Origin of the sequence: Psychromonas sp. (genome assembly GCF_047632955.1) — a bacterium.
Lineage (GTDB): Bacteria > Pseudomonadota > Gammaproteobacteria > Enterobacterales > Psychromonadaceae > Psychromonas.
In genome coordinates this window covers 1-26,265 of sequence record NZ_JBLIED010000027.1, presented here as the reverse complement: position 1 = coordinate 26,265, position 26,265 = coordinate 1, and the positions used below count along the sequence as shown (strand labels likewise).

23 protein-coding genes are annotated in these 26,265 nt (G+C 38.9%); 4 read left to right on the top strand and 19 right to left on the bottom strand.

Features of this window, described 5'->3' with window-relative positions:
* The gene (gene gyrB / locus ACJAZP_RS14375) at positions 1 to 2,430 is read left to right on the top strand and encodes a DNA topoisomerase (ATP-hydrolyzing) subunit B (protein WP_415231433.1); all 2,430 of its coding nucleotides are present in this window, start codon (positions 1 to 3) and stop codon (positions 2,428 to 2,430) included.
* A gap of 700 nt (positions 2,431 to 3,130) precedes the next feature.
* Here gyrB and ACJAZP_RS14370 read toward each other — a convergent pair.
* From ACJAZP_RS14370 to glyQ, 5 genes are all read right to left on the bottom strand, one after another.
* On the bottom strand, positions 3,131 to 3,466 hold the full coding sequence (locus ACJAZP_RS14370; protein WP_415231432.1) for a branched-chain amino acid transporter permease: 336 nt from the start codon (positions 3,464 to 3,466) through the stop codon (positions 3,131 to 3,133).
* Complete coding sequence (locus ACJAZP_RS14365) at positions 3,467 to 4,174, bottom strand: AzlC family ABC transporter permease (RefSeq protein ID WP_415231431.1); 708 nt, start codon at positions 4,172 to 4,174, stop codon at positions 3,467 to 3,469. It abuts the gene before it with no gap.
* Between the two features lie 149 nt (positions 4,175 to 4,323).
* A complete protein-coding gene (locus tag ACJAZP_RS14360; protein ID WP_415231430.1) occupies positions 4,324 to 5,577 on the bottom strand; it encodes a valine--pyruvate transaminase in 1,254 nt (417 codons plus the stop codon).
* 245 nt (positions 5,578 to 5,822) lie between these two features.
* Complete coding sequence (glyS, locus tag ACJAZP_RS14355; protein ID WP_415231429.1) at positions 5,823 to 7,889, bottom strand: glycine--tRNA ligase subunit beta; 2,067 nt, start codon at positions 7,887 to 7,889, stop codon at positions 5,823 to 5,825.
* A gap of 11 nt (positions 7,890 to 7,900) precedes the next feature.
* Positions 7,901 to 8,809, bottom strand: a complete 909-nt coding sequence (gene glyQ, locus ACJAZP_RS14350) for a glycine--tRNA ligase subunit alpha (protein WP_415231428.1) — start codon at positions 8,807 to 8,809, stop codon at positions 7,901 to 7,903.
* Positions 8,810 to 9,115: 306 nt separating this feature from the next.
* Between glyQ and ACJAZP_RS14345 the strand changes: the two genes are divergently transcribed.
* Positions 9,116 to 9,823 (top strand): DUF2161 domain-containing phosphodiesterase, encoded by a 708-nt coding sequence (locus tag ACJAZP_RS14345; RefSeq protein WP_415231427.1) that lies wholly within the window; start codon positions 9,116 to 9,118, stop codon positions 9,821 to 9,823.
* A 59-nt stretch (positions 9,824 to 9,882) separates the two neighbouring features.
* Here ACJAZP_RS14345 and ACJAZP_RS14340 read toward each other — a convergent pair whose 3' ends face one another.
* From ACJAZP_RS14340 to ACJAZP_RS14300, 9 genes are all read right to left on the bottom strand, one after another.
* Positions 9,883 to 10,302, bottom strand: a complete 420-nt coding sequence (locus tag ACJAZP_RS14340; protein ID WP_415231426.1) for a F0F1 ATP synthase subunit epsilon — start codon at positions 10,300 to 10,302, stop codon at positions 9,883 to 9,885.
* A 15-nt stretch (positions 10,303 to 10,317) separates the two neighbouring features.
* Positions 10,318 to 11,715: a F0F1 ATP synthase subunit beta gene (gene atpD / locus ACJAZP_RS14335; RefSeq protein ID WP_415231425.1), complete on the bottom strand. Its 1,398-nt coding sequence runs from the start codon at positions 11,713 to 11,715 to the stop codon at positions 10,318 to 10,320.
* A gap of 29 nt (positions 11,716 to 11,744) precedes the next feature.
* On the bottom strand, positions 11,745 to 12,611 hold the full coding sequence (gene atpG / locus ACJAZP_RS14330) for a F0F1 ATP synthase subunit gamma (protein WP_415231424.1): 867 nt from the start codon (positions 12,609 to 12,611) through the stop codon (positions 11,745 to 11,747).
* Positions 12,612 to 12,660: 49 nt separating this feature from the next.
* Entirely contained in the window at positions 12,661 to 14,202 is a 1,542-nt protein-coding gene (atpA, locus tag ACJAZP_RS14325) for a F0F1 ATP synthase subunit alpha (protein ID WP_415231423.1), read from the bottom strand.
* 12 nt (positions 14,203 to 14,214) lie between these two features.
* Positions 14,215 to 14,748: a F0F1 ATP synthase subunit delta gene (gene atpH, locus ACJAZP_RS14320; RefSeq protein ID WP_415231422.1), complete on the bottom strand. Its 534-nt coding sequence runs from the start codon at positions 14,746 to 14,748 to the stop codon at positions 14,215 to 14,217.
* Positions 14,749 to 14,759: 11 nt separating this feature from the next.
* Positions 14,760 to 15,230 (bottom strand): F0F1 ATP synthase subunit B, encoded by a 471-nt coding sequence (atpF, locus tag ACJAZP_RS14315; protein WP_415231421.1) that lies wholly within the window; start codon positions 15,228 to 15,230, stop codon positions 14,760 to 14,762.
* A 49-nt stretch (positions 15,231 to 15,279) separates the two neighbouring features.
* Entirely contained in the window at positions 15,280 to 15,507 is a 228-nt protein-coding gene (atpE, locus tag ACJAZP_RS14310; RefSeq protein WP_415231420.1) for a F0F1 ATP synthase subunit C, read from the bottom strand.
* 70 nt (positions 15,508 to 15,577) lie between these two features.
* On the bottom strand, positions 15,578 to 16,357 hold the full coding sequence (gene atpB / locus ACJAZP_RS14305) for a F0F1 ATP synthase subunit A (RefSeq protein WP_415231419.1): 780 nt from the start codon (positions 16,355 to 16,357) through the stop codon (positions 15,578 to 15,580).
* An 11-nt stretch (positions 16,358 to 16,368) separates the two neighbouring features.
* Positions 16,369 to 16,746: an ATP synthase subunit I gene (locus ACJAZP_RS14300; protein ID WP_415231418.1), complete on the bottom strand. Its 378-nt coding sequence runs from the start codon at positions 16,744 to 16,746 to the stop codon at positions 16,369 to 16,371.
* Positions 16,747 to 17,564: 818 nt separating this feature from the next.
* On the opposite strand from ACJAZP_RS14300, the gene ACJAZP_RS14295 reads away from it, so the two are divergent.
* Entirely contained in the window at positions 17,565 to 19,205 is a 1,641-nt protein-coding gene (locus ACJAZP_RS14295) for an ATPase RavA domain-containing protein (protein ID WP_415231417.1), read from the top strand.
* Positions 19,206 to 19,217: 12 nt separating this feature from the next.
* Entirely contained in the window at positions 19,218 to 20,681 is a 1,464-nt protein-coding gene (locus ACJAZP_RS14290) for a VWA domain-containing protein (protein ID WP_415231416.1), read from the top strand.
* Here the strand turns inward: ACJAZP_RS14290 and ACJAZP_RS14285 are convergent.
* The 5 genes from ACJAZP_RS14285 to mioC form a co-directional block, all read right to left on the bottom strand.
* A complete protein-coding gene (locus tag ACJAZP_RS14285) occupies positions 20,676 to 21,587 on the bottom strand; it encodes a ParB/RepB/Spo0J family partition protein (protein WP_415231415.1) in 912 nt (303 codons plus the stop codon). The two genes, ACJAZP_RS14290 and ACJAZP_RS14285, sit on opposite strands and share 6 nt — an antisense overlap.
* 12 nt (positions 21,588 to 21,599) lie before the next feature.
* The gene (locus ACJAZP_RS14280; RefSeq protein WP_415231414.1) at positions 21,600 to 22,394 is read right to left on the bottom strand and encodes a ParA family protein; all 795 of its coding nucleotides are present in this window, start codon (positions 22,392 to 22,394) and stop codon (positions 21,600 to 21,602) included.
* Positions 22,395 to 22,507: 113 nt separating this feature from the next.
* Complete coding sequence (gene rsmG / locus ACJAZP_RS14275) at positions 22,508 to 23,131, bottom strand: 16S rRNA (guanine(527)-N(7))-methyltransferase RsmG (RefSeq protein ID WP_415231413.1); 624 nt, start codon at positions 23,129 to 23,131, stop codon at positions 22,508 to 22,510.
* Positions 23,132 to 25,021, bottom strand: coding sequence for a tRNA uridine-5-carboxymethylaminomethyl(34) synthesis enzyme MnmG (mnmG, locus tag ACJAZP_RS14270; RefSeq protein WP_415231412.1), 1,890 nt, complete (start codon positions 25,019 to 25,021; stop codon positions 23,132 to 23,134). It abuts the gene before it with no gap.
* A gap of 372 nt (positions 25,022 to 25,393) precedes the next feature.
* Positions 25,394 to 25,849, bottom strand: a complete 456-nt coding sequence (mioC, locus tag ACJAZP_RS14265) for an FMN-binding protein MioC (protein ID WP_415231411.1) — start codon at positions 25,847 to 25,849, stop codon at positions 25,394 to 25,396.
* Between the last annotated feature and the right edge of the window lie 416 nt (positions 25,850 to 26,265).

Sequence of the window (26,265 nt, the reverse complement as noted above, 5' to 3'; positions counted from 1 at the left end):
ATGGCTGAAAATAGTTATGATTCGTCAAATATTAAAGTACTAAAAGGGTTAGATGCAGTTCGCAAACGCCCTGGCATGTATATTGGCGACACGGATGATGGCACCGGTTTACATCATATGGTTTTTGAGGTTTTAGATAACTCAATTGATGAAACGTTAGCAGGGTATTGTACTGATATTATTACTACAATCCACACTGACGGCTCAGTTTCTGTACGTGATGACGGCCGCGGTATTCCGGTTGATATGCACGAAGAAGAAGGTGTTTCCGCAGCCGAAGTTATCATGACCGTGTTACACGCAGGTGGTAAGTTTGATGATAACTCCTATAAAGTTTCCGGCGGACTTCACGGCGTGGGTGTTTCCGTGGTTAATGCACTTTCGCAAAAACTGCGCTTAACCGTTAAACGAAATGGCCACATTTACCAGCAAACCTATCTTAATGGTGAACCCGAGACGCCGATCGCCGTTATTGGTGATACTGAGCAAACCGGCACAGAAATTCGTTTTTGGCCCAGTGAAAAAACATTCTCCGATACCGAATTTCACTACGAAATATTGGCTAAAAGGTTACGCGAACTGTCTTTCTTAAACTCTGGCGTGTCAATCAAACTGTTTGATAAACGCGAAGAGGACAAGTCAGATCATTTTCATTATGAAGGTGGTATTGAAGCCTTTGTTAATTATTTAAATAAAAATAAAACCCCTATCCATCAAAAGATTTTTCACTTCACAACTGAGCATGAAGACGGCACAAATGTCGAAGTGGCCATGCAGTGGAATGATGGTTTCCAGGAAAACATTTACTGTTTTACCAATAATATTCCACAAAAAGATGGCGGTTCCCATTTAACAGGTTTTCGGGGTGCATTAACTCGTACTCTAAATAATTACATGGAAAAGGAACTTGCTAAGGTTAAAAACAGCAAGAATAAAACGGCCACAGAAGGCGGTGATTCACGTGAAGGTTTAACCGCGGTTATTTCCGTGAAAGTACCTGATCCTAAGTTCTCTTCACAAACTAAAGACCGTTTAGTTTCATCAGAAGTGCGACCTGTTGTAGAGGGTGCAATGAATGAGAAACTACAGGAATTTTTACTGGAAAACCCTTCTGAAGCGAGAATTATAACGGGCAAAATTATTGATGCCGCACGAGCACGAGAAGCTGCCCGTAAAGCCCGTGATATGACGCGCCGAAAAGGTGCCTTAGACCTGGCAGGTTTACCCGGCAAGCTAGCAGATTGCCAGGAAAAAGATCCCGCATTGTCTGAACTCTATATTGTCGAAGGAGACTCCGCTGGCGGCAGTGCTAAGCAGGGACGTTCGCGAAAAAACCAAGCTATATTACCCCTTAAAGGTAAAATCCTGAACGTTGAAAAAGCACGCTTTGATAAAATGCTTTCTTCTCAGGAAGTAGCAACCTTAATCACAGCATTAGGTTGTGGTATTGGCCGCGATGAATACAATCCGGAAAAGACCCGCTACCATCATATAATTATCATGACCGATGCCGATGTGGATGGTTCTCACATTCGAACATTGTTACTGACCTTTTTCTTCCGTCAAATGCCGGAGTTAATTGAAAACGGCTACATCTATATTGCTCAACCGCCTTTATACAAAATCAAAAAAGGTAAGCAGGAAGATTACGTCAAAGATGAAGCCGCAATGCAGGTATTCTTAACCCGTTTAGCGATGGAAAATTCATCTCTGCACATAAACCCTGATGCACCGGGTATTTCCGGTAATGAATTGGAAAGTATGATTCAGCGTTACCGCAGTGTTCAAGAAACCATTAAACGTTTATCTCGCCGTTATCCGTCGACGATTTTAGACAAGCTTATCTATAAACCTGGACTATCCGCCGATAATCTCATTAATCAATCGGTTGTAACAGAATGGGCAGACGATGTTGTAGCAACATTAAATCAAGAAGATTTAGGCGGCACAATTTATAAAGCTGCGGTGGTTAAATCTGATGATGAATTGACCAACAATGTGATTTTTACGGTGCGTAAACACGGAGTGGATAACAGCTATCTGCTTGATGAAGAGTTTTTTAATTCATCTGGTTATAAATCTTTGGTTTCATTAGGTAATGAAATACAACACCTTCTGGAAGAGGGTGCATACATAAAACGTGGTGAACGCAGAAAAGATGTTAATAACTTTATTGAAGCGGTAAACTGGTTAATGCATGAATCAAAACGCGGTCTTTATATTCAGCGTTATAAAGGGCTGGGAGAGATGAACCCTAGTCAGCTATGGGAAACCACTATGGATCCTAATGCGCGTCGTATGCTGCAGGTAACAATCGAAGATGCGGTGGGTGCAGACCAACTATTCTCTACCTTAATGGGTGATAATGTTGAACCTAGACGTGAATTTATAGAAAAAAATGCTCTGCGTGCTGAAAACTTAGATATCTAAAAATAAGCACAGTAAAACACCCTAAAAAGCCCGTCAGTTTGCCACTGACGGGCTTTTTTTTTACGCTGAAAAACGTCAGTGTAATACCAAACGTAAATTAATGCGTTTGGTATTATCTTCTTGATAGGATGTATTCTATGCACCGCAAACAGCGCACCCTACGGACTAGAATACCAAACCGATGCGGCTACGAATTTCCCGTCCATTTTTCTTGTGGTGAACGACTGTTTTAGCAAGAGGAAACATGGAACGACAAATTTATCAGGAAAAAATTTGAACGTTGGAATTTCTGACAACGACCTGAAAGGCGTAGGGCAGGACGCCCGGAGTCATTTACGGCAGTTCAGGATATGAGCGGGACAGGCTCTGCCGTCCTTGTATACGGCACTGTGAATTATGCGACAGCATAGTGGCATGAACAAAACTACCTTTACCTTATTGCTTTTTCTATTGAGAGAGCATGACTCTATCGAACTGCGAAACTGCGTTTCAGTTTCTCATCGTCTACACGCCGTCAAGGGCGGAATTCCAACAATGAAATTTACAACAACACCTTACAAGCGAAGGCTTACACATAAAAAATGTGGCATTGACATTACCATACTGAACGTGGCAACGAGACATCCAAAAAGAAACAACACTTCAGCAAGTTAAAATAATGTCCAGGTTGTTTCACGTGAAACAAAACGGCTAATAGCAGCTAACCAGCCAGAGCCAATGACTGGCTGAGAAACATATACAGACCGGTACCCGCCATAATACTGAGCAGCGCATTACCACGCCACAGATGCAGAGCAATCACCAAAAGAAGTGCCAGCAGCTCTGCCGGGCCATCACTTAATGCACTGAAACGCAAATCTCGAAAGCAGTAAATCAGCAATAACACCATCATTACCGGTGGTAGATAACGTCCTAAATAGAGCAACATAGGATGGTCGCTGACCTTGTATAACAAAATAAAGGGCAGCACCCGGGTTATAAAAGTCGCTACCGCCATCACCGCAATCAACAGCAGCAAGTAATGAGTATCCTGCATCTATACAGACTCCTGTTTGATAGTATCGCTTGGCTTGTGTGTTAGGCGCAGGATCAGCAATACGATAATCGATAGCAGAATAGACATGAGTAGCATATTGTCCCGGCTGAACAGCCAAATTGATAGGAAAGCCACAACCCCAGCCATCATAAAGGGCCAGGACTCACGTACTGATTTATACTGCTCAATGGCCAGCACCGTAAACAACGCCGGAAGAGTAAAATCCAGCCCGCTGGTATTAAAGTGCATATTGGCACCGATAATGGCACCTAAGGTCGAGCCAATCACCCAATAGCTATGATTTAAAACAGTTATCAGCAGATAAAAATCAGTCTGCTCTTTATCTTTGGGGGGGCGGGTACCGGTCAGCAGAGAATAGGTCTCATCGGTCAATCCGAAAATCAAATAAAACTTGCGCAACCAGTGGGTCTTAAATTTATTAATCAGGGAGATGCCGTAAAACAGATGACGTGAATTTAATAACAAAGTAGTGATAGCCACTTCCATAAAACCGGCGTGGTTAGCCAGCAACCCGACAGCCATAAACTGTCCGGCTCCCGCGTAAATAACCAAGGACATCAATGCGGCGTAGATCCAGTGAAAACCAAGTTCGTTGAACAGAATGCCAAATGCCATGCCCATCGGAATATAACCAAACAACACGGGGATAGTCGTTTTGAAAGCGTTTAGTAAAAGTGACTTATTCATTAAAACAACTCTATTATATTTTATCGGTGGCAAGCCCATAGACAAAACTGCTGAGCATAACGCTATCTTACACCTAAAATTTAAAGATATTATTATAACTAGCTAATAAATTAACGGCTTATTTCTTTGTTGTTTCACGTGAAACACTGTTATTTATTGCCGTACAATTGGTTAATAGTATCTGCCAGAATAGTGATACCGCGCTCAACTACTTTGTCATCCTGCGCATAATTAACCCGAATACACTCCTGCGTATGCCGCCAATCCTGATCTAAACCAGGAAAAAAATAATGCCCCGATACAATTAATAGACCTTTGCTTTTAAGTAATTTGTACAACTCATTGGAAGTGATCGGTAAATCTTTAAACCATAACCAAAGAAATAATGCACCTTCAGCTTTGTGTATTTTAAATTCCGGCAACGCTATCTTTGATTTTAACAGGCTAATCGCTTTAGTTGCTTTACTCTGATAAAAAGGTCTAATTACCTCATTACTTAATTGAATTATTTCTTTAGATTTAACTAAAGGTAATACAATTTCAGGACCAATACCGCCGGGAGACAACGCCATAATTCCCGATAAACTGGACATTGCTTTAATAATTTCAGGTTTGGCGATAACAATACCGCAACGTGCGCCGGGCAATCCAAATTTAGATAAACTTAAACACAATATCGTATTAGTATTCCAGAAGGGAGTTGCCTGTTCAAAAATAATATTTGGAAAGGGCGTACCGTAAGCATTATCAATAATGAGCGGAATGTTATTATTTTTTGCTAATCTATCAAGATGAATTATCTCATCATCCGTTAATACGTTACCCGTTGGATTTGTCGGACGAGAAACACAGATAGCACCGACATCCTCGGTGATTTTCAAAGCATCAAAATCAACGTTGTATTTAAAAAACCCATCCGCTAATTCTGTTATTTTAGGGCGCTGTGCAACAAAAGCATTCTCAGAAACGCTTGCGTCTGCATAACCTATATATTCAGGTGCTAACGGGAATAATATTTTTTTCTTTATATCACCGCTGAAATTACCTGCGAGCAGATTAAATATATAAAAAAAGGCATTCTGACTACCGTTGGTGAGCATTATATTTTCTGCTGTTAATTCCCAATCATAGAGATCATTAAATAACTCAACCAGCGCGTTGATAAAGCTGGTTTTCCCCTGCGGCCCGTCATAATTTGCTAAGGTATTGATTAACTTTCCTTCCGATAATAATTGCTGCATCAGCTCCTGCAGTCTGTTTTGTATCTCGGGAATGGCGGCCGGATTCCCCCCGCCCAGCATTAAAACATCCTCTCCTCCCTGAAGACCTTCATTAAGATCATCCATTAATTCAGTAATGCCTGAATGTTGTGTAAATTTATTTCCAAATACTGAGTAAGGCATTTTTTTTCCTTTGGTCTTTTAAGCATGAAATAGTAAAATTTCAAGCTTATTGATATTTTATTTAATACCAATAAGCTTAATTTTTACAGATAAAATGAAACACTAACAGATCAATAATGTTGCAAATTGTTATCATTCTGCTGTTAATAAGTTTCACGTGAAACAAAAAAGCTCAGTAAAAAACTGAGCCTTTTATAGGATATATCTCTGCCTCTAAAATAAAAGCCAGAGAAAAAAACAGTTAATTATAAAACAGACACATCAGCAATTTTTAAAAATAAGTTACGTAAACGATTTAAAATAGCAAGACGGTTCTGTTTGATAGCCGGATCTTCGGCCATTACCATTACGTTATCAAAGAATTCGTCCACAGGGACTCTCAGAGCGGCAAGTTCAAACAAGGCTGACTCGTAGTCTAAGTTCTCAAATAAAGGGCTTAACGTTGATTCTAGAGAGGCTAAAATTTTCGATAATTTAATTTCAGCGGGTTCCTGCAGTAAAGAAGGGTCGACCTCTGGATTTATATCATCTTTAACTTTCGCTAATATATTACTGATGCGTTTATTGGCAGCGGCAATGGGAGCGGCTTCCGGTAATGTTTGGAACTTGGCAACAGCCTGAATACGCTTTTCAAAATCGACTGGCTTGGTAGGTCTTCTGTCCAGTACCGATTGAATCAATTCAACCGAATAACCGTTAGCTTGATATGTTGCACGGAACCGTGCAAACAGAAAATCCACAACATCCTGGGTGACGTTAAGGTTGGTTAATTTATTACCATATTGCAGTTTCGCAATTTCAACCAAATCGACAATATCCAGATCCAGATTTTTAGCGGTAATAATACGTAACAAACCGATTGCAGCGCGACGCAGTGCAAAGGGATCAGCAGCGCCTTTCGGTGCTTGACCAATACCAAAAATACCCACTAGCGTATCGAGCTTATCTGCTAAAGAAACGGCGCATGCCACTAAAGAGGTGGGCAATTTATCACCGGCAAAACGCGGTAAATATTGCTCATTTAAGGCAATCGCAACTTCCTTATCTTCACCATCATGTAACGCATAATGCATTCCCATAATGCCCTGCACATCCGGGAACTCCATGACCATATCGGACATTAAATCTGTTTTAGATAAAAGACCGGCACGTTGGGCATGTTTTGTATCAGCATTAATTTGCAGTGCAACATCTTCGGCGATGTTAGCAATACGTTCAGATTTTTCTTTTAAGGTGCCTAATTTTTGTTGGAACAAAACACTGGATAAAGATTCTAAACGGCTTGCTAGCGTTTTTTTCTTATCTGTTTCAAAGAAGAATTCAGCATCGGCTAAGCGCGGACGAATTACTTTTTCGTTTCCGCTTACCACCTGTGCAGGATCTCGACTGACAATATTAGAAACAAAAATAAAGCGCGGTAACAATTTACCCTCTTTATCTAATACCGGAAAGTATTTTTGATTGTCTTTCATCGTATAGATCAGTGCCTCGGAGGGTACTGCTAAAAATTTATCTTCAAAAGATCCTACTAAAGTAACCGGCCACTCAACCAGTGAAGTCACTTCTTCAAGTAAACCTTCATCAATGGCTGCAACACCATTTTCATGGGCTGCCAATGCCTCAACCTGGTCACGAATAATCGCTTTACGACGTTCATAATCAACAATCACTTTACCGCTATCGTCTAATAATGCTTCGTATTGATCAGCATGATCAATAATCAATTCAGCTTGACCTAAAAAACGATGTCCACGAATAACGCGATCGGATTCAACCCCTAATAATTTACCTGGAATTAACTGCGCACCAAATAACATGGTCACAGTATGAATAGGGCGGATAAATTGGATGCTCGAAGATCCCCAGCGCATCGGCTTAGGAATAGGTAACTTGGCAAGTGCACTGGCGGCGATTTCAGGAATCAGTTGGGCAACAGATAACCCTTTGACCTCAGCTTTAAATAATAACCATTCACCTTTATCGGTGACCAGACGCTCAGCTTGCTCAACGGTAATACCGTTTGAACGCGCCCAGCCCTGTGCAGCTTTAGTCGTCTGACCTTCGGCATCAAACGCCATATTTACCGCAGGACCGCGTTTTTCTACTATTTTATCCCCTTGCGAGTCCGATAAGTTAGCAATAACTAACGCCAGACGACGTGGAGATGCTAACCAGCGAACGCTTTCAAAGGATAACTGAGCTTTATTTAATTCAGCTTCAACATTACTTGCAAAAGATTCGGCAAGTTTACGCAGTGATTTGGGCGGTAACTCTTCGGTTCCCAGTTCAATCAATAAATTTTCTTGTGACATGAAACTTGCCTCTATTTAACTAGGTTTTTACAAAGTGGAAAACCAAGCGCTTCACGCTTGCTGTAATAGGCTTCTGCGACTGCTTTTGATAAGGCACGAACGCGAAGTATGTAACGCTGACGCTCTGTGACCGAGATAGCATGACGTGCATCAAGCAGATTAAAAGCGTGCGAGGCTTTCATTACCTGCTCATAGGCAGGCAATGCAAGTCCCGCTTCGATCAGTTTTTGACTGTCTTTTTCGCATTGATCAAACTGTGCAAATAAAGCATCTACATCGGCATGTTCAAAGTTATAAGCTGACTGCTCAACCTCATTTTGGTGGAAGATATCACCATAGGTCACTTTACCCATCGGACCGTCGGTCCAGACAAGGTCATAAATACTTTCAACGCCCTGTACGTACATTGCAATACGCTCCAGACCATAGGTTATTTCACCGGTTACCGGCGAGCATTCTAAGCCACCCACCTGCTGGAAATAAGTAAACTGCGTTACTTCCATGCCGTTTAACCAGATCTCCCAACCCAGTCCCCATGCGCCAAGAGTGGGTGATTCCCAGTTATCCTCGACAAAACGGATATCATGAATCGAAGTATCAATGCCGATTTCCTCAAGCGACTTTAGATAAAGCTCTTGAATGTTTTTTGGAGAAGGCTTTAAAACCACTTGAAATTGATAATACTGCTGCAGACGGTTTGGGTTTTCGCCGTAACGGCCATCGGTAGGTCGACGACAGGGTTGCACGTAGGCGCTGCTCATCGGCTCGGGACCAATTGAACGTAAAAATGTTTGCGGATGAAATGTACCGGCACCCACTTCCATATCAAGCGGCTGAACAATAGCGCAACCTTGGCGAGCCCAAAAATCTTGCAATGCAAGAATGAGCCCCTGGAACGTTTTAGTATCGAATTTTTGCATAATTTAGGCTTACAGTTGATGATAGGAAAATGACTGCCATTATACCTATGGTAGATTATTATACCAATGCCAATCAGTTAGATGAATTGATATTGAAGTTAAGAATAAGGCAGATTATTGATTAATATTAAAACGACAAAAGGTTTAACCGTAAAAGGGCAGATATATCATAATAATCAACTGCACAGCTCAAAACAGTTTTCTGTGTTAACCTGCAAAATCCTTAGCAATCATTTTGATTTATTTAAATTGTTAGGACCTGATACTCAATCGGCTTCAAGTCGGCATTCAACATAGAAAATACACATGACGAATAAACTCAAAGAATCTGATCTCTACCTGCCAATCAAAGCCTTCCTTGAAAATCTCGGTTATCAGGTCAAAGGTGAAATTAATGATTGCGATATAGTGGCCAAAAAAAATGATTCTGATTTAAACAATTCATTGATTATTATTGAACTGAAATTAAATTTGAATATTACCTTGTTATTACAAGCTGTTGAGCGTTTGTCTGTTGCTGATACTGTCTATATTGCGATACCCAAACATAGTCCTATTTATAAAAAACAGGCATCAAAGGTGCAAAAACTGATCAAGCTGTTAGGGATAGGATTGATTGTTGTTGATATGCAAAAAGAGCGGCAATATGTTGAAGTACTCAATGATCCTAATGATTACGTACCTCGTAAAAATAAACGTAAACAAGGTGCGCTGTTAAAAGAGTTTTCAACACGTATCGGTGATCCTCAGAAAGGCGGATCTAAATCCACAGGAGCCGTTTTAACGGCTTACCGTCAACGTTGTATCAGAGTGGCACAATATTTATCAGAATTACCTTCAAGTAAAGGTTTTGAAATAAAAAATGCCATCAATGAACCGCAGGCAACGCTGTTTTTAAGAGATAATTATTATGGCTGGTTTGAAAAAATTGATCGTGGGATTTACAGCATCTCAGAAAAGGGCATCAATGAACTCCCTGAATGGCTAATTAAAATGAATAAACTGTCACTTTAATAAAATAAAAAAGGCGACTAATCAGTCGCCTTTTTTGATCAACATTTAGAATGTTAATATTACTTTCGGAGCATCTTAATAACACGCAATTTTGCAATTGCCTGTGCTAATTGTGCTGTGACAAGGGCATAATCAATATCCTTACTCGGATTTGACATTTGCTCTTGTGCCGAACGTTTAGCTTCTTCTGCTTTAGCTTTATCAAGATCTTGACCTCGAATAGCAGTATCAGCAAGCACGGTTACACCACCAGGCTGCACCTCAAGAAAACCGCCAGAGATATAAAAAACCTCTTCGACGCCATGTTGCTTAACCATTTTAACCATTCCCGGCTTAATAGGTGTTAACAGTGGCGTATGCCCAGGCATAACGCCCAGATCACCTTCTTGACCTGAAACTTGCAGATGTGAAACGCGCCCAGAAAAAAGAGATTCTTCAGCACTTACAACGTCTAAATGTGTAGTCATTGCTTTAGTCATAATTATCTCCAGGTATTACATTTTTTTCGCTTTTTCAACAGCTTGTTCAATCGCACCTACGTACAGGAACGCTTGCTCAGGGATATCATCATATTCGCCAGCAATTAACCCTTTAAAACCAGCTAATGTATCTTTAAGCGGTACGTAAATACCCTTTTCACCGGTAAACACTTCCGCTACGTGGTAAGGCTGAGTTAAGAATTTTTCAATTTTACGTGCGCGAGATACAACTAGCTTATCTTCTTCAGATAATTCATCCATACCAAGAATCGCAATGATATCTTTGAGCTCTTTATAACGTTGCAGGGTACCCTGTACGCCACGTGCGATATCATAGTGTTCTTGACCAACAACTAATGGATCAAGTTGACGAGATGTAGAATCTAACGGGTCAATCGCAGGGTATAAACCCATAGATGCGATATTACGGTTAAGTACAACTGTTGCGTCTAAGTGAGCAAAAACTGTTGCTGGAGCCGGATCGGTTAAATCATCCGCAGGTACGTATACCGCTTGGATTGATGTAATAGATCCTGTCTTAGTTGAAGTAATACGCTCTTGCAGCATACCCATCTCTTCCGCAAGTGTTGGTTGATAACCAACAGCAGAAGGCATACGGCCTAATAACGCTGATACTTCAGTTCCCGCAAGGGTGTAACGATATATATTATCAATAAATAATAATACGTCTTTACCTTCATCACGGAAACGCTCAGCCATAGTCAAACCGGTCAGCGCCACACGTAAACGGTTTCCTGGTGGCTCATTCATTTGACCGTAAACCATCGCTACTTTTGATAATTCAGGTTTTTCGATGTTAACAACACCCGCTTCCTGCATTTCAAAGTAGAAATCGTTACCTTCACGAGTACGCTCACCAACACCGGCAAAAACAGACAAACCTGAATGTTTTAAGGCGATATTATTGATAAGTTCCATCATATTTACTGTTTTACCAACACCCGCACCGCCAAATAGGCCGATTTTACCACCTTTAGAAAATGGGCATATTAAGTCTATAACTTTAATACCCACTTCCAGTGGCGAGAAAGATGCTGATTGCTCTTCGTAAGTAGGTGCGCTGCGGTGAATTCCGTAATGCTCTGTTGCACCGATTTCGCCACACTCATCAATAGGCTCACCCAATACATTCATGATTCGGCCTAATGTAGCCGTACCAACGGGTACTGTAATTGCTTTACCTGTATCAGTCACTTCTAAACCACGACTTAAACCATCGGAAGTACCCATGGCGATACAACGAACAACGCCGCCGCCAATTTGTTGCTGGACTTCCATGGTAAGATTCTTTGCAGTCACGATCAATGCACTGTATATACTCGGCACAGTTTCTTGTGGGAATTCAACATCCACAACAGCACCGATAATCTGAACGATTTTACCTGTACTCATCTTTGATCCTCTAAATTTTGTTAATCTGCTTATACCGCACCAGCACCCGCACAAATCTCAGAAAGTTCCTGAGTAATTGCAGATTGACGTGCTTTATTGGCAATAAGTTGTAACTCATCAATCAAATCACTCGCATTATCGGTTGCCGATTTCATGGCAATCATACGAGAAACTTGTTCACAGGCTAAGTTTTCCACAACTCCCTGATACACTTGAGACTCCACATAACGAACTAATAATGAATCCAAAATATCTTTCGGTTCACCTTCGTATATGTAATCCCAGCGATCAGAAGCAACTTCCTTATCACCATCTGCTTTGGGCAGTGGTAATAATTGGCTGATTGTGGGGTCTTGTACCATGGTACTAATGAATTTATTGTTCACTATAAACAAACGATCGAGTTTACCTTCGTCATAGGCATCTAACATAATTTTCACCGAACCAATTAAATCATTAACTGATGGTGCGTCACCCAAACCAGAGGTCTGAGCAACTACGTTAGCGCCTAATCCATTGAAGAATGTGGCTGCTTTAGAACCTATTACAGCTAAATCAACTTCAACACCCGCTTCCGAATGTTTTTTCATTGCTGCAACAACCGGTTTAAACAATTTAATATTTAAACCACCACATAAACCACGATCACTTGAAATAACAATATAACCAACTCGGCTTATCTCTCTTTCTTCAAGATAAGGGTGATGATACTCCAACTCACCAAGTGCGATATGACCAATCACTTTTTGCATGGTTTTAGCATAAGCAAGACTGCTAGTCATGCGCAATTGCGCACGACGCATCTTTGATGCTGCAACCATTTCCATGGCACCAGTGATTTTTTGAGTATTTTTAACACTCGCGATCTTATTTCTAATTTCTTTATCGCCGGCCATTTTCTAGCTCCTAATTAATGATTAATTAACCGTCTAAGTAGTTAAATAATTACCAGGTTTGCGTCGCTTTGAAAGTTTCCAATATTTTATTGAGTTGACCTTCAATTTCTTTGCTGTAATCACCGGTTTCATTAATTTGAGCATAGAACTCAGCATGCTCAGTTTTAGCATAAGAGATGAGAGAGGCTTCAAAGTCTAAGATTTTTTCAACCTCAATATCTGCTAGATAACCTTTCTCTGCTGAAAACAGTGATAACGCTTGTTCAACAACTGACAATGGAGCATATTGTTTTTGCTTCATCAATTCAGTTACTTTCTTACCGTGGTCAAGCTGTTTACGTGTTACTTCATCAAGATCCGAAGCAAACTGTGCAAACGCGGCTAATTCGCGGTATTGAGCCAGTGCGGTACGAATACCACCCGCTAGCTTTTTAATTATTTTAGTTTGCGCAGCACCACCAACACGTGAAACAGAAACACCAGGATCAACAGCTGGACGAATACCACTATTAAATAACTCTGTTGTTAAAAATATCTGACCGTCGGTAATGGATATTACGTTAGTAGGTACAAATGCTGATACATCACCAGCTTGTGTTTCAATGATAGGTAACGCGGTTAAAGAACCGGTTTTACCTTTCACTGCACCTTTCGTGAATTTTTCAACGTAATCCGCGCTTACACGAGATGCACGTTCAAGAAGACGAGAATGAAGGTAGAAAATATCACCAGGGTATGCTTCACGACCAGGCGGACGTTTAAGCAGCAGTGAAATTTGACGGTAAGCAACAGCTTGTTTAGACAGATCGTCATAGACAATCAGTGCATCTTCACCACGGTCACGGAAGTATTCTCCCATTGAACAACCCGCATAAGGGGCTAAGTATTGCAGTGCAGCGGTTTCAGATGCAGAAGCAACAACAACAATAGTATTTGCTAATGCGCCATGCTCTTCAAGTTTGTTTACCACGTTTGCAATGGTTGATGCTTTTTGACCAATCGCAACATAAACTGAATACAGTCCGGTTGATTTTTGGTTAATGATTGCATCGATTGCAATAGCGGTTTTACCAACTTGACGGTCACCGATGATTAATTCACGTTGGCCGCGGCCAATAGGAATCATTGAATCGATTGATTTCCAGCCAGTTTGCACTGGTTGATCAACTGATTTACGCTCGATTACGCCGGGTGCTATTACTTCAATTGGCGAGTAACCGTCATTTTCAATCGGGCCTTTACCATCAATAGGTTCGCCAAGTGTGTTTACAACACGACCTAATAAACCTTTACCTACTGGCACTTCAAGAATACGTCCAGTTGATTTAACCTTTTGACCTTCTCGAAGATCATCGTAAGGCCCCATTACAACAGCACCAACTGAGTCACGCTCAAGGTTAAGTACCATTGCAAAACTACCATTTGGTAGTTCAATCATCTCACCCTGCATACATTCAGCAAGGCCATTGATACGAAGAATACCATCGCTAACAGAAACGATTGTACCTTCGTCACGCGCTTCACTTACCGCTTCGAATTTTCCAATTCGCTGCTTGATAAGGTCGCTAATTTCAGTGGAATTCAGTTGCATGCCAATTTCCCATTAAGATTGTAAAGTATTAGATAAACGAACTAGTTGACCTTTAGCAGAGCTATCAATCACTAAGTCACCCGCAGTAATTACCATTCCGGCAATCAGGGTTTTATCAATACTACAATGTAAATTTACTTTTCGTGCGAGACGTTTTTCTAACGATTTACTCAACTCAGTATGTTGCTTTTTAGAAAGGGCATAAGCAGATACAACGTTTACGTCGACCTGTTTTTTATACTCATCTTCTAATCCAGCAAAGAGTTGTGCAACGCGAGGTAAAACACTCAAACGTCCATTTTCAGCCATTATTTTAATGAAGTTCAGACCATTCTCATCGAGTTGGTCTTCACAAACATTAAGAAACAATTTGGCCAGCTCTTGTGCAGCTTTATCACTTGTTAATATTTTTACCATCGTTGGATTATTAACAACTTCAGCGCTAAAAAACAGCATCTCAGACCAAGCTTCGATCTTGTTGTTATCAACGGCAAATTCAAAAGCAGCTCTTGCATAAGGGCGAGCTACGGTAGTCAATTCAGACATAAGCTCGCTCCTTATAGTTCAGCAACCAATTTATCGATAATATCGCTGTTCGCTTCTTTATCGACAGTACGCTTAATTATTTTCTCAGCACCCGCAATAGCAAGGCTGGAAACTTGTAGGCGTAACTTTTCACGCGCACGATTCATTTCAGCTTCGACTTCCGCTTGACCTTGCGTAATTATTTTTTTACGCTCGATTTCAGCTTCCTCTTTTGCTTTTTCAACAATTTGTGCGCGACGTTTATTTGCCTGATCAACAATTACAGCTGCTTGTGCTTTAGCTTCTTTCAACTTTTCAGTTGCTTTCACTTTTGCTAATTGAAGATCTTTTCCTGCACGTTCAGCTTGTGTCAGACCATCCGCAATTAACTTTTGGCGTGCTTCAATAGCAGCCATAAGTGGGGGCCACACGAACTTCATGCAAAACCAAACAAAAATTGCAAATGCAATTGCTTGGCCTAGTAAGGTTGCGTTTATATTCACCGCATTATCTCCCGTGTTTACAAGTTAGAAAAATACTGGAAATAATTATTTATCCGGCGACCGCAAACATCAGGTAAAGACCAAGCCCTACAGCTATCATAGGAATCGCATCTACTAATCCCATAACAATGAAGAATTGAGTACGAAGTAGAGGTATTAATTCAGGCTGACGAGCAGCGCCTTCTAAAAATTTACCACCCAACATACCTATACCGATTGCAGCACCTACTGCTGCTAAGCCCATCATTAGTGCAGCTGCAATGTATAATAAATCCATACTGATATACTCCTAAAAATTATAAGTAATTATTTTTGCTATTTAATAGCGAAAAAGGTTTAAAAAGTGATTAGTGATCTTCTGATGCTTGCGACAAGTAAACTATTGTCAACACCATAAATATAAATGCTTGTAATGTAATGATTAAAATGTGGAAAATGGCCCAAGGAACGGATAATAACCATTGTGACCACCAAGGTAATAACCCGGCAACCAAAATAAATATAAGTTCACCTGCATACATATTTCCGAATAGTCGAAGACCTAAAGATACAGGTTTGGAAATGAGTGTAACACCTTCTAATATTAAATTAAGCGGTATAAATGCCCAATGATTGAAGGGTTGTAACGTTAACTCCTTAACAAAACCTGAAACACCTTTAATTTTAATACTGTAAAACAGTATTAAAAAGAACACACCTAATGCCATTGACATTGTTATATTAACATCAGCAGAAGGTACAACCCTAAAGTAAGGAATCCCCACAGCTTTAGCTGCTTCCGGTAAAAAATCAACCGGAATCAAATCCATTAAGTTCATTAGAAATACCCATCCGAAGATAGTTAAAGCTAATGGAGCAATTAATGCATTTTTCCCATGGAAAATATCTTTTACAGTTCCGTCGACAAATTCAACCATCATCTCAATAAAGCACAAAAACTTTCCGGGTACACCAGTTGTTGCTTTTTTACTGGCGCTGCGAAGCAACCAAAGCATCAACACCCCTAAAAGCACAGAAATAGCGATTGAATCTATATTAATAGACCAAAATCCCTGCCCTGCATTTAAGAAAGTGAGGTGGTGTTCAATGTACCTCTGAGAAGTTAAAACTTCATCTGAACCAGTCATAAAAGTCCTGTCTAGTTACGCTTATGTAAAACACATGACATAACATATTGTGTAGCAAGTGTTATCGTATAAGCAGTGAAAAAAACACCTGCATTTATCGGTATATTTTTAAAAACATATATAAATAAACAAATAGAAACAATCAATTTATAGAGCGTTCCTATATATGCTTTTGTAACCACTAATACCGCTGATTTATTACTTGCTTTGCTCATAAACAAACTAGCCAACAACGTAGGCACACAATACACTAGTCCCCCTAAGATAACTGAAAGTCCAGTTGTCTTATCTTTTGTATAGTAAAAGAAAAGTGAAAATAGTCCAAGACTTATAAGCTGACCAAAAAATATTACAAATACATTTTTTAACCACTGACCATCTGAGCTCATTGCTAATCCCTTCTTACCACGAAAGATACTCGCATTGTATTGCAATAATGCTATTAAATACAATGAATTTGCAAACAAAACATGTTCTTTGAGATGAACAACAAATAGCGCCTAAATTACCATAAATGGTTAAAGAGTTTACAAACACAAGACTGGCACCTGATTTTTGTTTTTTTGTGCGGTTGAATAATTATTCAACATTCAGGACGTTTTTGTGTAATTTGCAAGCTATTTTTGGGCTTTTAATCACATTTTTGTAAAAACAAATAGATTAAAGATAAAAACAGTTTGCTTTTTTATTTACATTTACCCGCACTTCACTGACCCCGATTTATTCGTAGCTTACTAGTATATTTAACCTGTTTTTTGTTCTTTGCATAGCACTATGCTGATGGTGTACGATGGACGATAAATAACATTTTAAATCTCTGTTTGTTTACCACTTTGTCAGCATCAGTATTACCTAATTCAGTACTACCCCAGACCTTAAATTAACGTATTGGATCTCTTAATTACGGCTGAGCGAAAAAAAACACCCGTTTAATGTGTTTTTCTGAGTTTCAGGGTGGGAAAGTGATATTTCATTCTGTATGCTTTTAATAGTAATGGATCGTTTTTTGTTAAATCAATTACCATGGAAATCCATTCCTGCCGTTCAATATTTCTCTTATATTTATTGAGATTCGACAGTGTTTGTTTAAAAAACACATAGAAAGCAGCTGATATTTAGTTTTTCAATAACCACTACCACTTGTAAACTCTATGTTATAGATAATTAAAATAAAAATGTAGAGGCAACTCATAAATTGGAATAAAAGATGGAAATATTAAATATGGAGAGGCGTTTAATAAAAGACAGAATCCTCTCTTTAATAAAAGCTCTTTGTAATGGCGTTTATGAACGGGAAACAACCATTCGATTATGTTTATTAGCCGCTCTTGCCGGAGAAAGTGTATTTTTACTCGGTCCGCCCGGTATCGCCAAAAGTTTTATTGCTAAACGATTAATTAAAGCCTTTGATAAATCCTCTTTTTTTGATTATCTGATGACCCGTTTTTCAACACCCGAAGAAGTATTTGGCCCTTTATCAATACAGGAATTAAAAGATAATGGGAATTATATCCGCTTAACCGAGGGCTATTTACCAACGGCTGATGTGGTCTTTTTAGATGAAATATGGAAGGCTGGACCGGCTATTTTAAATACATTATTAACCGTTGTAAATGAACGCACCTTTAAAAATGGCCAACAAATATTGCCTATTCCGATGCGTTTATTAATCACTGCATCCAATGAACTGCCTGAAGCAAATAGTGGGTTAGATGCGCTTTATGACCGGATGTTAATTCGTATTTCTATCCATCGAATTGAAGAAAAAAGAAACTTTAAAGCGATGTTAATGGGGGAAGGGGAAATGGCAGATATTTCACCTGAACTAACCATTAAAAATGATGAATTTCAGTTATGGCAAAATCAAATTAATGACGTCAAATTAAGTGACGCGCTGTTTGAAAAAATTTACCAATTAAAGTCACAAATAGAGCAAGAAAAAGAAAATAATGAAGCGGGTGGTAATAGTAACAATGATCTGTATATTTCCGACAGACGTTGGAAAAAGTCTATTCGCCTGCTAAAAGCTTGTGCTTATTTTAATGGTCGTGATGAAATCAATCCCTTAGATCTACTTATTTTAAAAAACTGCCTATGGAATAATCCACAATCATTACAAACGATAAGTTCGATAATTCAAATATTTGCAACAACTCAAGCATTTGATCAGCAAAATGCTGACAACCATATTAACCAGTCTGAGCAAACATTAGAAAATGCGACGAAGCAAATGCTTGAGCGTTTAAGTGCAACTATCTCTATTGAAAAAACCCGGCGTAAAGAATTTTTTAAATTTGACATTAACAATGCTAAGCGTTTTACCATAAACGATAATCCACGCATGATTAAACTTGTTTTACTGCAGGTTAATCCTTCCGTGTCAGAAATTTCACCAGGGGATAGTGAATGGGTTTATATTGATGGAGATGATTTAGCCAAGAAAATTCGTAGCGGAAAATGTGAAATTTATGGATATATCAATCGGAAATTAAAACTTTTCCCTTTACGATTTGAAATTGATGCCTATCAGCAATTAATTATCAAAGATATCAGCAATCGGAATATTAATATTAGTCTTGTAAAAGAAAATAATGAGCTGTTATCTGATCAGGTTAATTGGCAACAACAGGTTGAATCGGCACAACAAAGTTTAAATCAGGCAACACAAAGTATCAGTCAGTCTCGCATTCAATTCCATTCGGCTCTTCCCCATAATTTCTTAGATGAAAAACTGCCGGTGAGCATCGATAATGGTTTTCAACAAAGCATTAATAAAGTTGAAACTCTGCAGGGAAAAATGAAAAAAAACAGTCAACGAATATTAAATATTGCTAAATACTTTGAATAAAAGGCAGATATAATGGCACTTTTTGAAGAATTTAATATGGCTATTGCCGTACTAGAATCTGGATTTATTGAAAATATAGTCAGTGAAGTGATGGTCACACCAGGAATTATTGCCGCATTGAAGTCAAGTGACGGTATCAAAAGATCCTTAAAAAAAGAGATGAATCTCTGGAAATCGCAAACAAAACAAAAGTTACTAAAAAACCCGATCGATACCCATCTTAATGAAGAAATGACTTATTATCATGAGGTTAAATCTTATAACCAAGCATTTTTTTTAAAAAATATTGAGCAAATAGTTGCACAGATAAATGTTAACTCGCCTTTTTATTCGCAAGCTGTCGGTTTAGTCGATAATCAAAAACAGAAATACAATCCGCTATTTAAACACTATTTTTGCGACCAATGGTATCAGGCTTTATTTACTCATTTACAAAAAGAACAAATAAAAAAATTAGATAAAGATAAATTATTGCAAAACCTTTATCAGCGGATCGACACAATGACCCAATTAAATGAAATTGATGGTGTCATAGATGAAAAAAAAAGCTTACGCCTATGGGATATGGCAAAAGCAAAACTGACTAAAACAGACACCAGAAATCTCAAAAAGATAGTTAAATTTCTTAATAAAAATAATGAACTGCAAAAAATAGCCGAAAAATTGGGGCGCATGGCTAATGAAATAGAAACACAGACAGTCAGCAATGTGAAAATTGAAAAGATTGAAAAAGTAGATACAAAAAGTACTCAGGCAAGCGGGGATATCATAGGTATTCACGAAAGTGACGATCTGGAAAGATTATTACCCGCAGAGGCGATGTTTTTAGTTTATCCCGAATTAGAAACTATTTTTTATAAACACCTTGCCGATAAACGATTAGCCACTTATCAGCTGCAAGATACACAACAGACAAATCAAAAAACCATAACCTTTGAACAACGATCTAAACAGGCCGAAGAAGATAAGGGCCCCTTTATTATTGCCATTGATGCTTCCGGCTCTATGATGGGATTACCGGAGCAGTATGCAAAATCTTTTGCCTATGGATTAATGCAAATAGCACTAGCCGAAGATAGAGAATGCTACATAATTATATTTTCAACACAACAGATCACCTATCAATTAACCAAAAAAAATGGCTTATCAGAAGTCCTTAATTTTCTTTCCTATAGTTTTAATGGCGGGACGGATTTAACATCTGTGCTCACCCAGTCAATCGACCTGATGAGCACTGAAAAATATATTAATTCAGATCTAATTGTAATTTCTGACTTTATTGCTCCTGCTCAAGCAGAAGCTTTAGTAGATAAAATAGATGCCATCAAAAAATGTAAAAATCGCTTCCATGCATTAAATTTATCTAAACATGGCAATCCTGATCTATTAGCTATTTTTGATTACTACTGGGAGTATTTCCCAACCAGATTAAGCAAATTAAAAGGGTTCTTTATAGATGAAAACAGTAACTTATGATTGAAAATGAGTGAGAATTTCCTGTAATTTATCATTTGCATCAAAGCTGATAACTAATTTGCCTTTACCATTTTTTGATTGGGATAATGAAACAGATGTCCCTAATTTTTCAGATAACCCCCCTTGTATTGCTATTAATTGATCATCAATGCTTTTACTTTTAGACGCTAATTTAGGGGTCAATTCTTTCTTTACAAGCTTTTCAGTTTCACGCACATTTAAGCGTTTATCTATGGTTATATTAGCAATTTTAAGCTGCTTTTCTGCGCTTAATGATAACAGTGCTCGAGCATGGCCCATCTCAATCTCACCGTGCTCCAATAATAGTTTAACGTCTTCATTGAGATTGTTTAATCTTAATAAATTACTGATAGTGGTGCGGGATTTTCCAACCGCTTTAGCGACTTCAATATGGGTTAAATTAAATTCATCTAAAAGGCGTTTTAATGCAATAGCTTCTTCCATCGCATTGAGGTTTTCGCGTTGAATATTTTCTATTAATGCAATGGCTATTGCCGCGTTGTCTTCTACATTTTTAATAATGCAGGGCACATTTGCAAGACCAGCAATTTTAGCTGCTCTCCAACGACGTTCTCCAGCAATAATTTCATATTTTTGGTGACCGGTTTCTCTAATAACCAGTGGTTGGATGATACCTTGGGCGTGGATTGAATTAGCCAGTTCATCCAATGCCTTGCTGTCCATCTCTCTTCTGGGTTGATATTTACCAGCATGCAGAGAATTAATATCAATGTCTCTTAATAGCCCTTTAACACCAACATCCTCAACCAACTGTTGGGTTTTTTCTGCATTGAAATCATTAGAAACCTGTTTTTGACGGTGGGATGAACTACTGCTTAATAATGAATCGAGTCCTTTGCCTAAACCTCTTTTTTTCCCTAACATAGTCAGCCCTCTTTAGACAGTTCCAGCAATTTGTTGATCAAGTTTCTCTTCGCGACGTAATATTTCACCCGCCAATGCCAAATAAGCTTTTGCACCACTTGAGTTTTTATCATAATACATAACCGGAGTACTAAAACTTGGCGCTTCAGCTAAACGGATATTGCGCGGAATAATAGTGCGATAAACTTTTTCACCAAAATGTTTTTTTAATTGATCCGAAACATCTGAACAAAGGCGATTACGAGGATCGTACATAGTGCGTAAAAGACCTTCTATCTTAAGCCCCGAATTAACCACTGATGCGAGCTTACTGATAGTATCAACCAGCGCAGTTAATCCTTCCAATGCATAATATTCACACTGCATAGGAATTAAAACCGAATCAGCCGCCGTCATGGCATTGACGGTCAGCATATTTAACGAAGGAGGGCAGTCAATAAAAATATAATCATAATTATCTTTGTAATTTGCTAATGCACTGCGCAGGCGCGTTTCTCGAGCAAAAAATTCCATTAGTTTCACTTCAGCCGCAGTCACATCACTGTTTGCTGCAACCAGATGATAACCTCCGGTTGTTTCAACCTCTACCACTTGATTCAGTGGTAACTCATCAATTAATAAATCGTAAGCACTATGAGCAACTTCATATTTATCAACACCACTTCCCATCGTTGCATTACCTTGGGGATCTAAATCAATCACCAAAACCTTACGTTTGGTTGCCGCCATTGAAGCCGCTAGATTTACGCAGGTTGTTGTTTTACCTACACCACCTTTTTGATTTGCTATCGCAATTATTTTACCCACAAGACCTACTCTTAATTAAAATTAATACCATACCCAAACAACTTGAAAATGCAGACTCAGAGCTAAGCGGTTGTCACTGAACGATCTATAATCCAAAGATCCTGATTGATTATTTAACTACATTTAATTTTAACCAAGCAACGTTCGCCTTCAAGTGTTGGCACTTGTAATGAAATTGATTCTATAAATTCAAACTCTTTATCCAGTTCTTTTATTTCTTGCGCCGGAAATTGACCTTTTAAGGCGAGAAAGTGCCCTTTTTCACGGGGCAAATGTTTACACCAGTACAACATATCATGAAGTGAAGCAAATGCACGGCTGAGAACAACATCAAATTTGTCCTCGGGTTGATAATCTTCCACACGGCTTTGAACTGCTGTTACATTCTTTAAACCCAGTTCCAAAAGTGCTTGACGAATAAACCGCAAACGTTTACCGAGGCTGTCTAATAAAACAAATTGTTTATCGGGATTGAGAATAGCGAGTGGCAACCCGGGCAAACCCGGACCGGTACCCACATCAATAAAGCGTTCTCCGGCCAGATAAGGAGAGACAACTATACTGTCCATTATATGTTTAACAAGCATTTGATCAGGATCTCTTACAGAAGTGAGATTGTAAGCTTTATTCCACTTGTTTAATAACTCGACCAACTGAACTAACTGTTGCTTTTGCAGATCGGTCACCTCAAGTGCTGTTTGATCAATTAATTTTTGTAACTTTTCAAGCAGACTCATTTATAAAACCTTACGTCTTAGAGAATTTTTCTTTATATAAATTAATAAAATAGAGATTGCAGCCGGTGTTACGCCTGAAATTCTCGAAGCTTGACCAATATTTTCGGGCTTAGTATTATTTAATTTAGCCGTTACTTCGTTTGATAAACCTTTAATATCAGAGTAATCCATATTATTAGGCAATAATGTATCTTCATTACGTTTAAGTTTTTCTATTTCATCAAGTTGACGATCTATGTAACCCTGATATTTTATTATAATTTCAACTTGCTCAGCAGCCTGGGCATTTTCGATGACCGGACCTAATCCTTCAATTGAGATTAAACTTTGATAATTGACTTCTGGCCGGCGGATCATCGCTTCAAGCGTACTTTCACGCTGCATTGGTGCTTTTAATAAATCATTTATCTGCTGGGCATTTTCTGAGAATGGATTAATCCATTGATTTTTTAAGCGTTGGATTTCTGTTTCTACCGCTTCCTGTTTCTCGCTAAATGCTTTCCAGCGAAGATCATCAACCAGACCCAATTCACGTCCTTTTTCTGTTAATCGAGCATCGGCATTATCTTCACGTAACAACAGGCGATATTCAGCACGACTGGTAAACATGCGATAGGGCTCTTTTGTACCCAGGGTAGACAAATCATCTACTAATACACCGGCATAAGCCTGATCACGACGAGGGCACCAGCCCTCTTTATCCTGCACCATTAATCCGGCATTCATACCCGCTAATAAACCTTGAGCTGCCGCTTCTTCATAACCCGTTGTGCCGTTAATTTGGCCGGCAAAGAATAAACCGTCGATATATTTACTTTCTAAGGTTGATTTTAGATCCCGTGGATCAAAATAATCGTATTCGATTGCATAACCAGGTCGAGTAACAAATGCCTTTTCAAAACCTTTCATTGAACGAATAAAATCAATCTGCACGTCAAAGGGTAAACTTGTTGATATCCCATTAGGGTAAACTTCATGGGTTGTTAAGCCTTCCGGTTCAACAAATATTTGATGAGAGGTTTTATCGGCAAAACGCATTATTTTATCCTCAATAGAAGGACAATAACGTGGACCAACACCCTCAATCACGCCGGAATACATCGGGCTGCGATCTAAATTACGGCGGATAATATCGTGCGTTTTTTCATTGGTGTGAGTAATGTAACAAGGAATTTGTCTAGGATGATCACTACGATCGCCCAGGAATGAAAAGACCGGAGTAGGGTTATCACCGTGCTGAACTTCTAATGCTGAAAAATCAATACTGCGGGCATCTATTCGTGCTGGAGTACCCGTTTTTAAACGGCCCATACGTAACGGTAGCTGTTTTAATCTTTCTGCTAAACCGATTGAAGCCGGATCACCTGCTCGGCCACCACTATAATTTTTTAAGCCAACGTGAATTAGGCCATTTAAGAAAGTTCCAACGGTTAACACAACCGTTTTAGCTGAAAATTTAATGCCCATTTTAGTGACAACACCGGTAACCCGATCGTTTTCAACAACAAGATCTTCCACTTCCTGTTGAAATATTTTTAGGTTTTCCTGGTTTTCAAGCTTTTCCCGTATCGCTGCTTTGTACAACAGACGATCCGCCTGAGCCCGTGTCGCCCTAACTGCAGGTCCTTTGCTGGCATTAAGTATTCTAAATTGAATACCGGCTTTGTCTGCCGCGCTTGCCATCAGACCGCCTAGAGCATCAATTTCTCTAACCAGGTGCCCTTTACCAATCCCACCGATCGCAGGATTACATGACATTTGACCTAATGTTTCAATATTATGGGTTAATAACAAGGTGTTCATGCCCATACGAGCAGAGGCGGCAGCAGCTTCTGTTCCTGCATGACCTCCGCCAATAACAATTACGTCAAAATGTTCGTGGTAATTCATTCATTTTTCCAAAACTATAAGTTAAAAAGACTAAAGGGATTTTACTCTTTTCTTGCATAAAGGAAAACAGATAAGATCAAATCAATAGTATTAGTATTATATATAGATCTTTAAAGATCTTTTATTACTATACTTATTAAGCAATTGAATTTCTGTGTAAAACCGCTTATTGATCTTAAAGATCAGGATCTTAAAGTAGATCTTTAAATGTGCGCAATAAGAGATCTTCCTGCGCTTAACTAGGGGATAGTTTAGCTACTTATGCACAGGTCAAACAGGGCACAGGTTTATGCACTGTTTAAACAAAACTAATGCATAACTTATAAATAACCTATGCACATCTTCCTGTGGGTAACTAATTGGGGGAAATTGTTATAAATCGTTAAGATCTTCAATCCATGAAGGGATCCACTCTAAGATACTGTCTTCAGGGATTGGATGATCAACGACATCGATTTCAAAACGATCGCCAATGCGAACAGCACCCATTTCTTCCAAAATATAATCTATATTCTTAGCAGCTTCGCAGAAAGTATCGTAATTGGAATCACCAATGCCGATAATACCGTAACGAACATCATCTAAAGGTGCATTGACACCTTGAAGTTGTTCAACAAAAGATTTGAAATTTTCAGGGTAATCGCCTGCTCCATGTGTCGATAAACAAATTAGCCAAATTTCATCTTCAGACAAAGATAAAGTATTCAAGTCCGGATCAAATTGAAGTTCAGAATCAAAGCCTGCTTCTTCTAATAAAACCTGTGCGGCTTCCGCAACGTATTCTGTTCCGCCCAAGGTACTGCCTACTAATATTTGTAATGTACTCATTGATTAAATCTCCATAAAATTTATTTTAACTATATAGCTAAAATAAAAATAAAGAATATTAGAATAACAAAATTTGTTAATTTAGATAAAAATGCGGAAGAAAACAGCACTTTGTTTATTAATTATTCGTTCGCTTGTTTTTTTGAAATAATTGCCAATAAACGCTTGCCAGCGCTGTCTAAATCTCTATAATGCGCATCCACGGAAACGGGAAAGACGCAAGTTAATCCGGTTACTTAGAACGAAAGAGATTAAGTTTTTAATAACGTTAAACGTTGATTAGAAACAAAAATTAATCGTTGACATCGTTTGCAGGTAGCGTAATATACGCACCTCGCCGAAAGGCACGCTCTTTAACAATTTAATCAAACAATCTGTGTGGACACTTATTGTTGATGTGATTTCAAAAAAATCAA

Bases quoted from the DNA above. Each gene is read 5' to 3' on its own strand.
- atpA (WP_415231423.1), bottom strand. From the start codon at position 14,202: ATGCAACTGAATTCCACTGAAATTAGCGACCTTATCAAGCAGCGAATT.
- atpG (WP_415231424.1), bottom strand. From the start codon at position 12,611: ATGGCCGGCGATAAAGAAATTAGAAATAAGATCGCGAGTGTTAAAAAT.
- glyQ (WP_415231428.1), bottom strand. From the start codon at position 8,809: ATGCAAAAATTCGATACTAAAACGTTCCAGGGGCTCATTCTTGCATTG.
- atpH (WP_415231422.1), bottom strand. From the start codon at position 14,748: ATGTCTGAATTGACTACCGTAGCTCGCCCTTATGCAAGAGCTGCTTTT.
- ACJAZP_RS14370 (WP_415231432.1), bottom strand. From the start codon at position 3,466: ATGCAGGATACTCATTACTTGCTGCTGTTGATTGCGGTGATGGCGGTA.
- ACJAZP_RS14365 (WP_415231431.1), bottom strand. From the start codon at position 4,174: ATGAATAAGTCACTTTTACTAAACGCTTTCAAAACGACTATCCCCGTG.
- ACJAZP_RS14345 (WP_415231427.1), top strand. From the start codon at position 9,116: ATGACGAATAAACTCAAAGAATCTGATCTCTACCTGCCAATCAAAGCC.
- ACJAZP_RS14360 (WP_415231430.1), bottom strand. From the start codon at position 5,577: ATGCCTTACTCAGTATTTGGAAATAAATTTACACAACATTCAGGCATT.
- gyrB (WP_415231433.1), top strand. From the start codon at position 1: ATGGCTGAAAATAGTTATGATTCGTCAAATATTAAAGTACTAAAAGGG.
- ACJAZP_RS14340 (WP_415231426.1), bottom strand. From the start codon at position 10,302: ATGACTAAAGCAATGACTACACATTTAGACGTTGTAAGTGCTGAAGAA.
- ACJAZP_RS14285 (WP_415231415.1), bottom strand. From the start codon at position 21,587: ATGTTAGGGAAAAAAAGAGGTTTAGGCAAAGGACTCGATTCATTATTA.
- ACJAZP_RS14295 (WP_415231417.1), top strand. From the start codon at position 17,565: ATGGAAATATTAAATATGGAGAGGCGTTTAATAAAAGACAGAATCCTC.
- mioC (WP_415231411.1), bottom strand. From the start codon at position 25,849: ATGAGTACATTACAAATATTAGTAGGCAGTACCTTGGGCGGAACAGAA.
- ACJAZP_RS14290 (WP_415231416.1), top strand. From the start codon at position 19,218: ATGGCACTTTTTGAAGAATTTAATATGGCTATTGCCGTACTAGAATCT.
- atpB (WP_415231419.1), bottom strand. From the start codon at position 16,357: ATGACTGGTTCAGATGAAGTTTTAACTTCTCAGAGGTACATTGAACAC.
- rsmG (WP_415231413.1), bottom strand. From the start codon at position 23,131: ATGAGTCTGCTTGAAAAGTTACAAAAATTAATTGATCAAACAGCACTT.
- ACJAZP_RS14300 (WP_415231418.1), bottom strand. From the start codon at position 16,746: ATGAGCTCAGATGGTCAGTGGTTAAAAAATGTATTTGTAATATTTTTT.
- mnmG (WP_415231412.1), bottom strand. From the start codon at position 25,021: ATGAATTACCACGAACATTTTGACGTAATTGTTATTGGCGGAGGTCAT.
- atpD (WP_415231425.1), bottom strand. From the start codon at position 11,715: ATGAGTACAGGTAAAATCGTTCAGATTATCGGTGCTGTTGTGGATGTT.
- glyS (WP_415231429.1), bottom strand. From the start codon at position 7,889: ATGTCACAAGAAAATTTATTGATTGAACTGGGAACCGAAGAGTTACCG.
- atpE (WP_415231420.1), bottom strand. From the start codon at position 15,507: ATGGATTTATTATACATTGCAGCTGCACTAATGATGGGCTTAGCAGCA.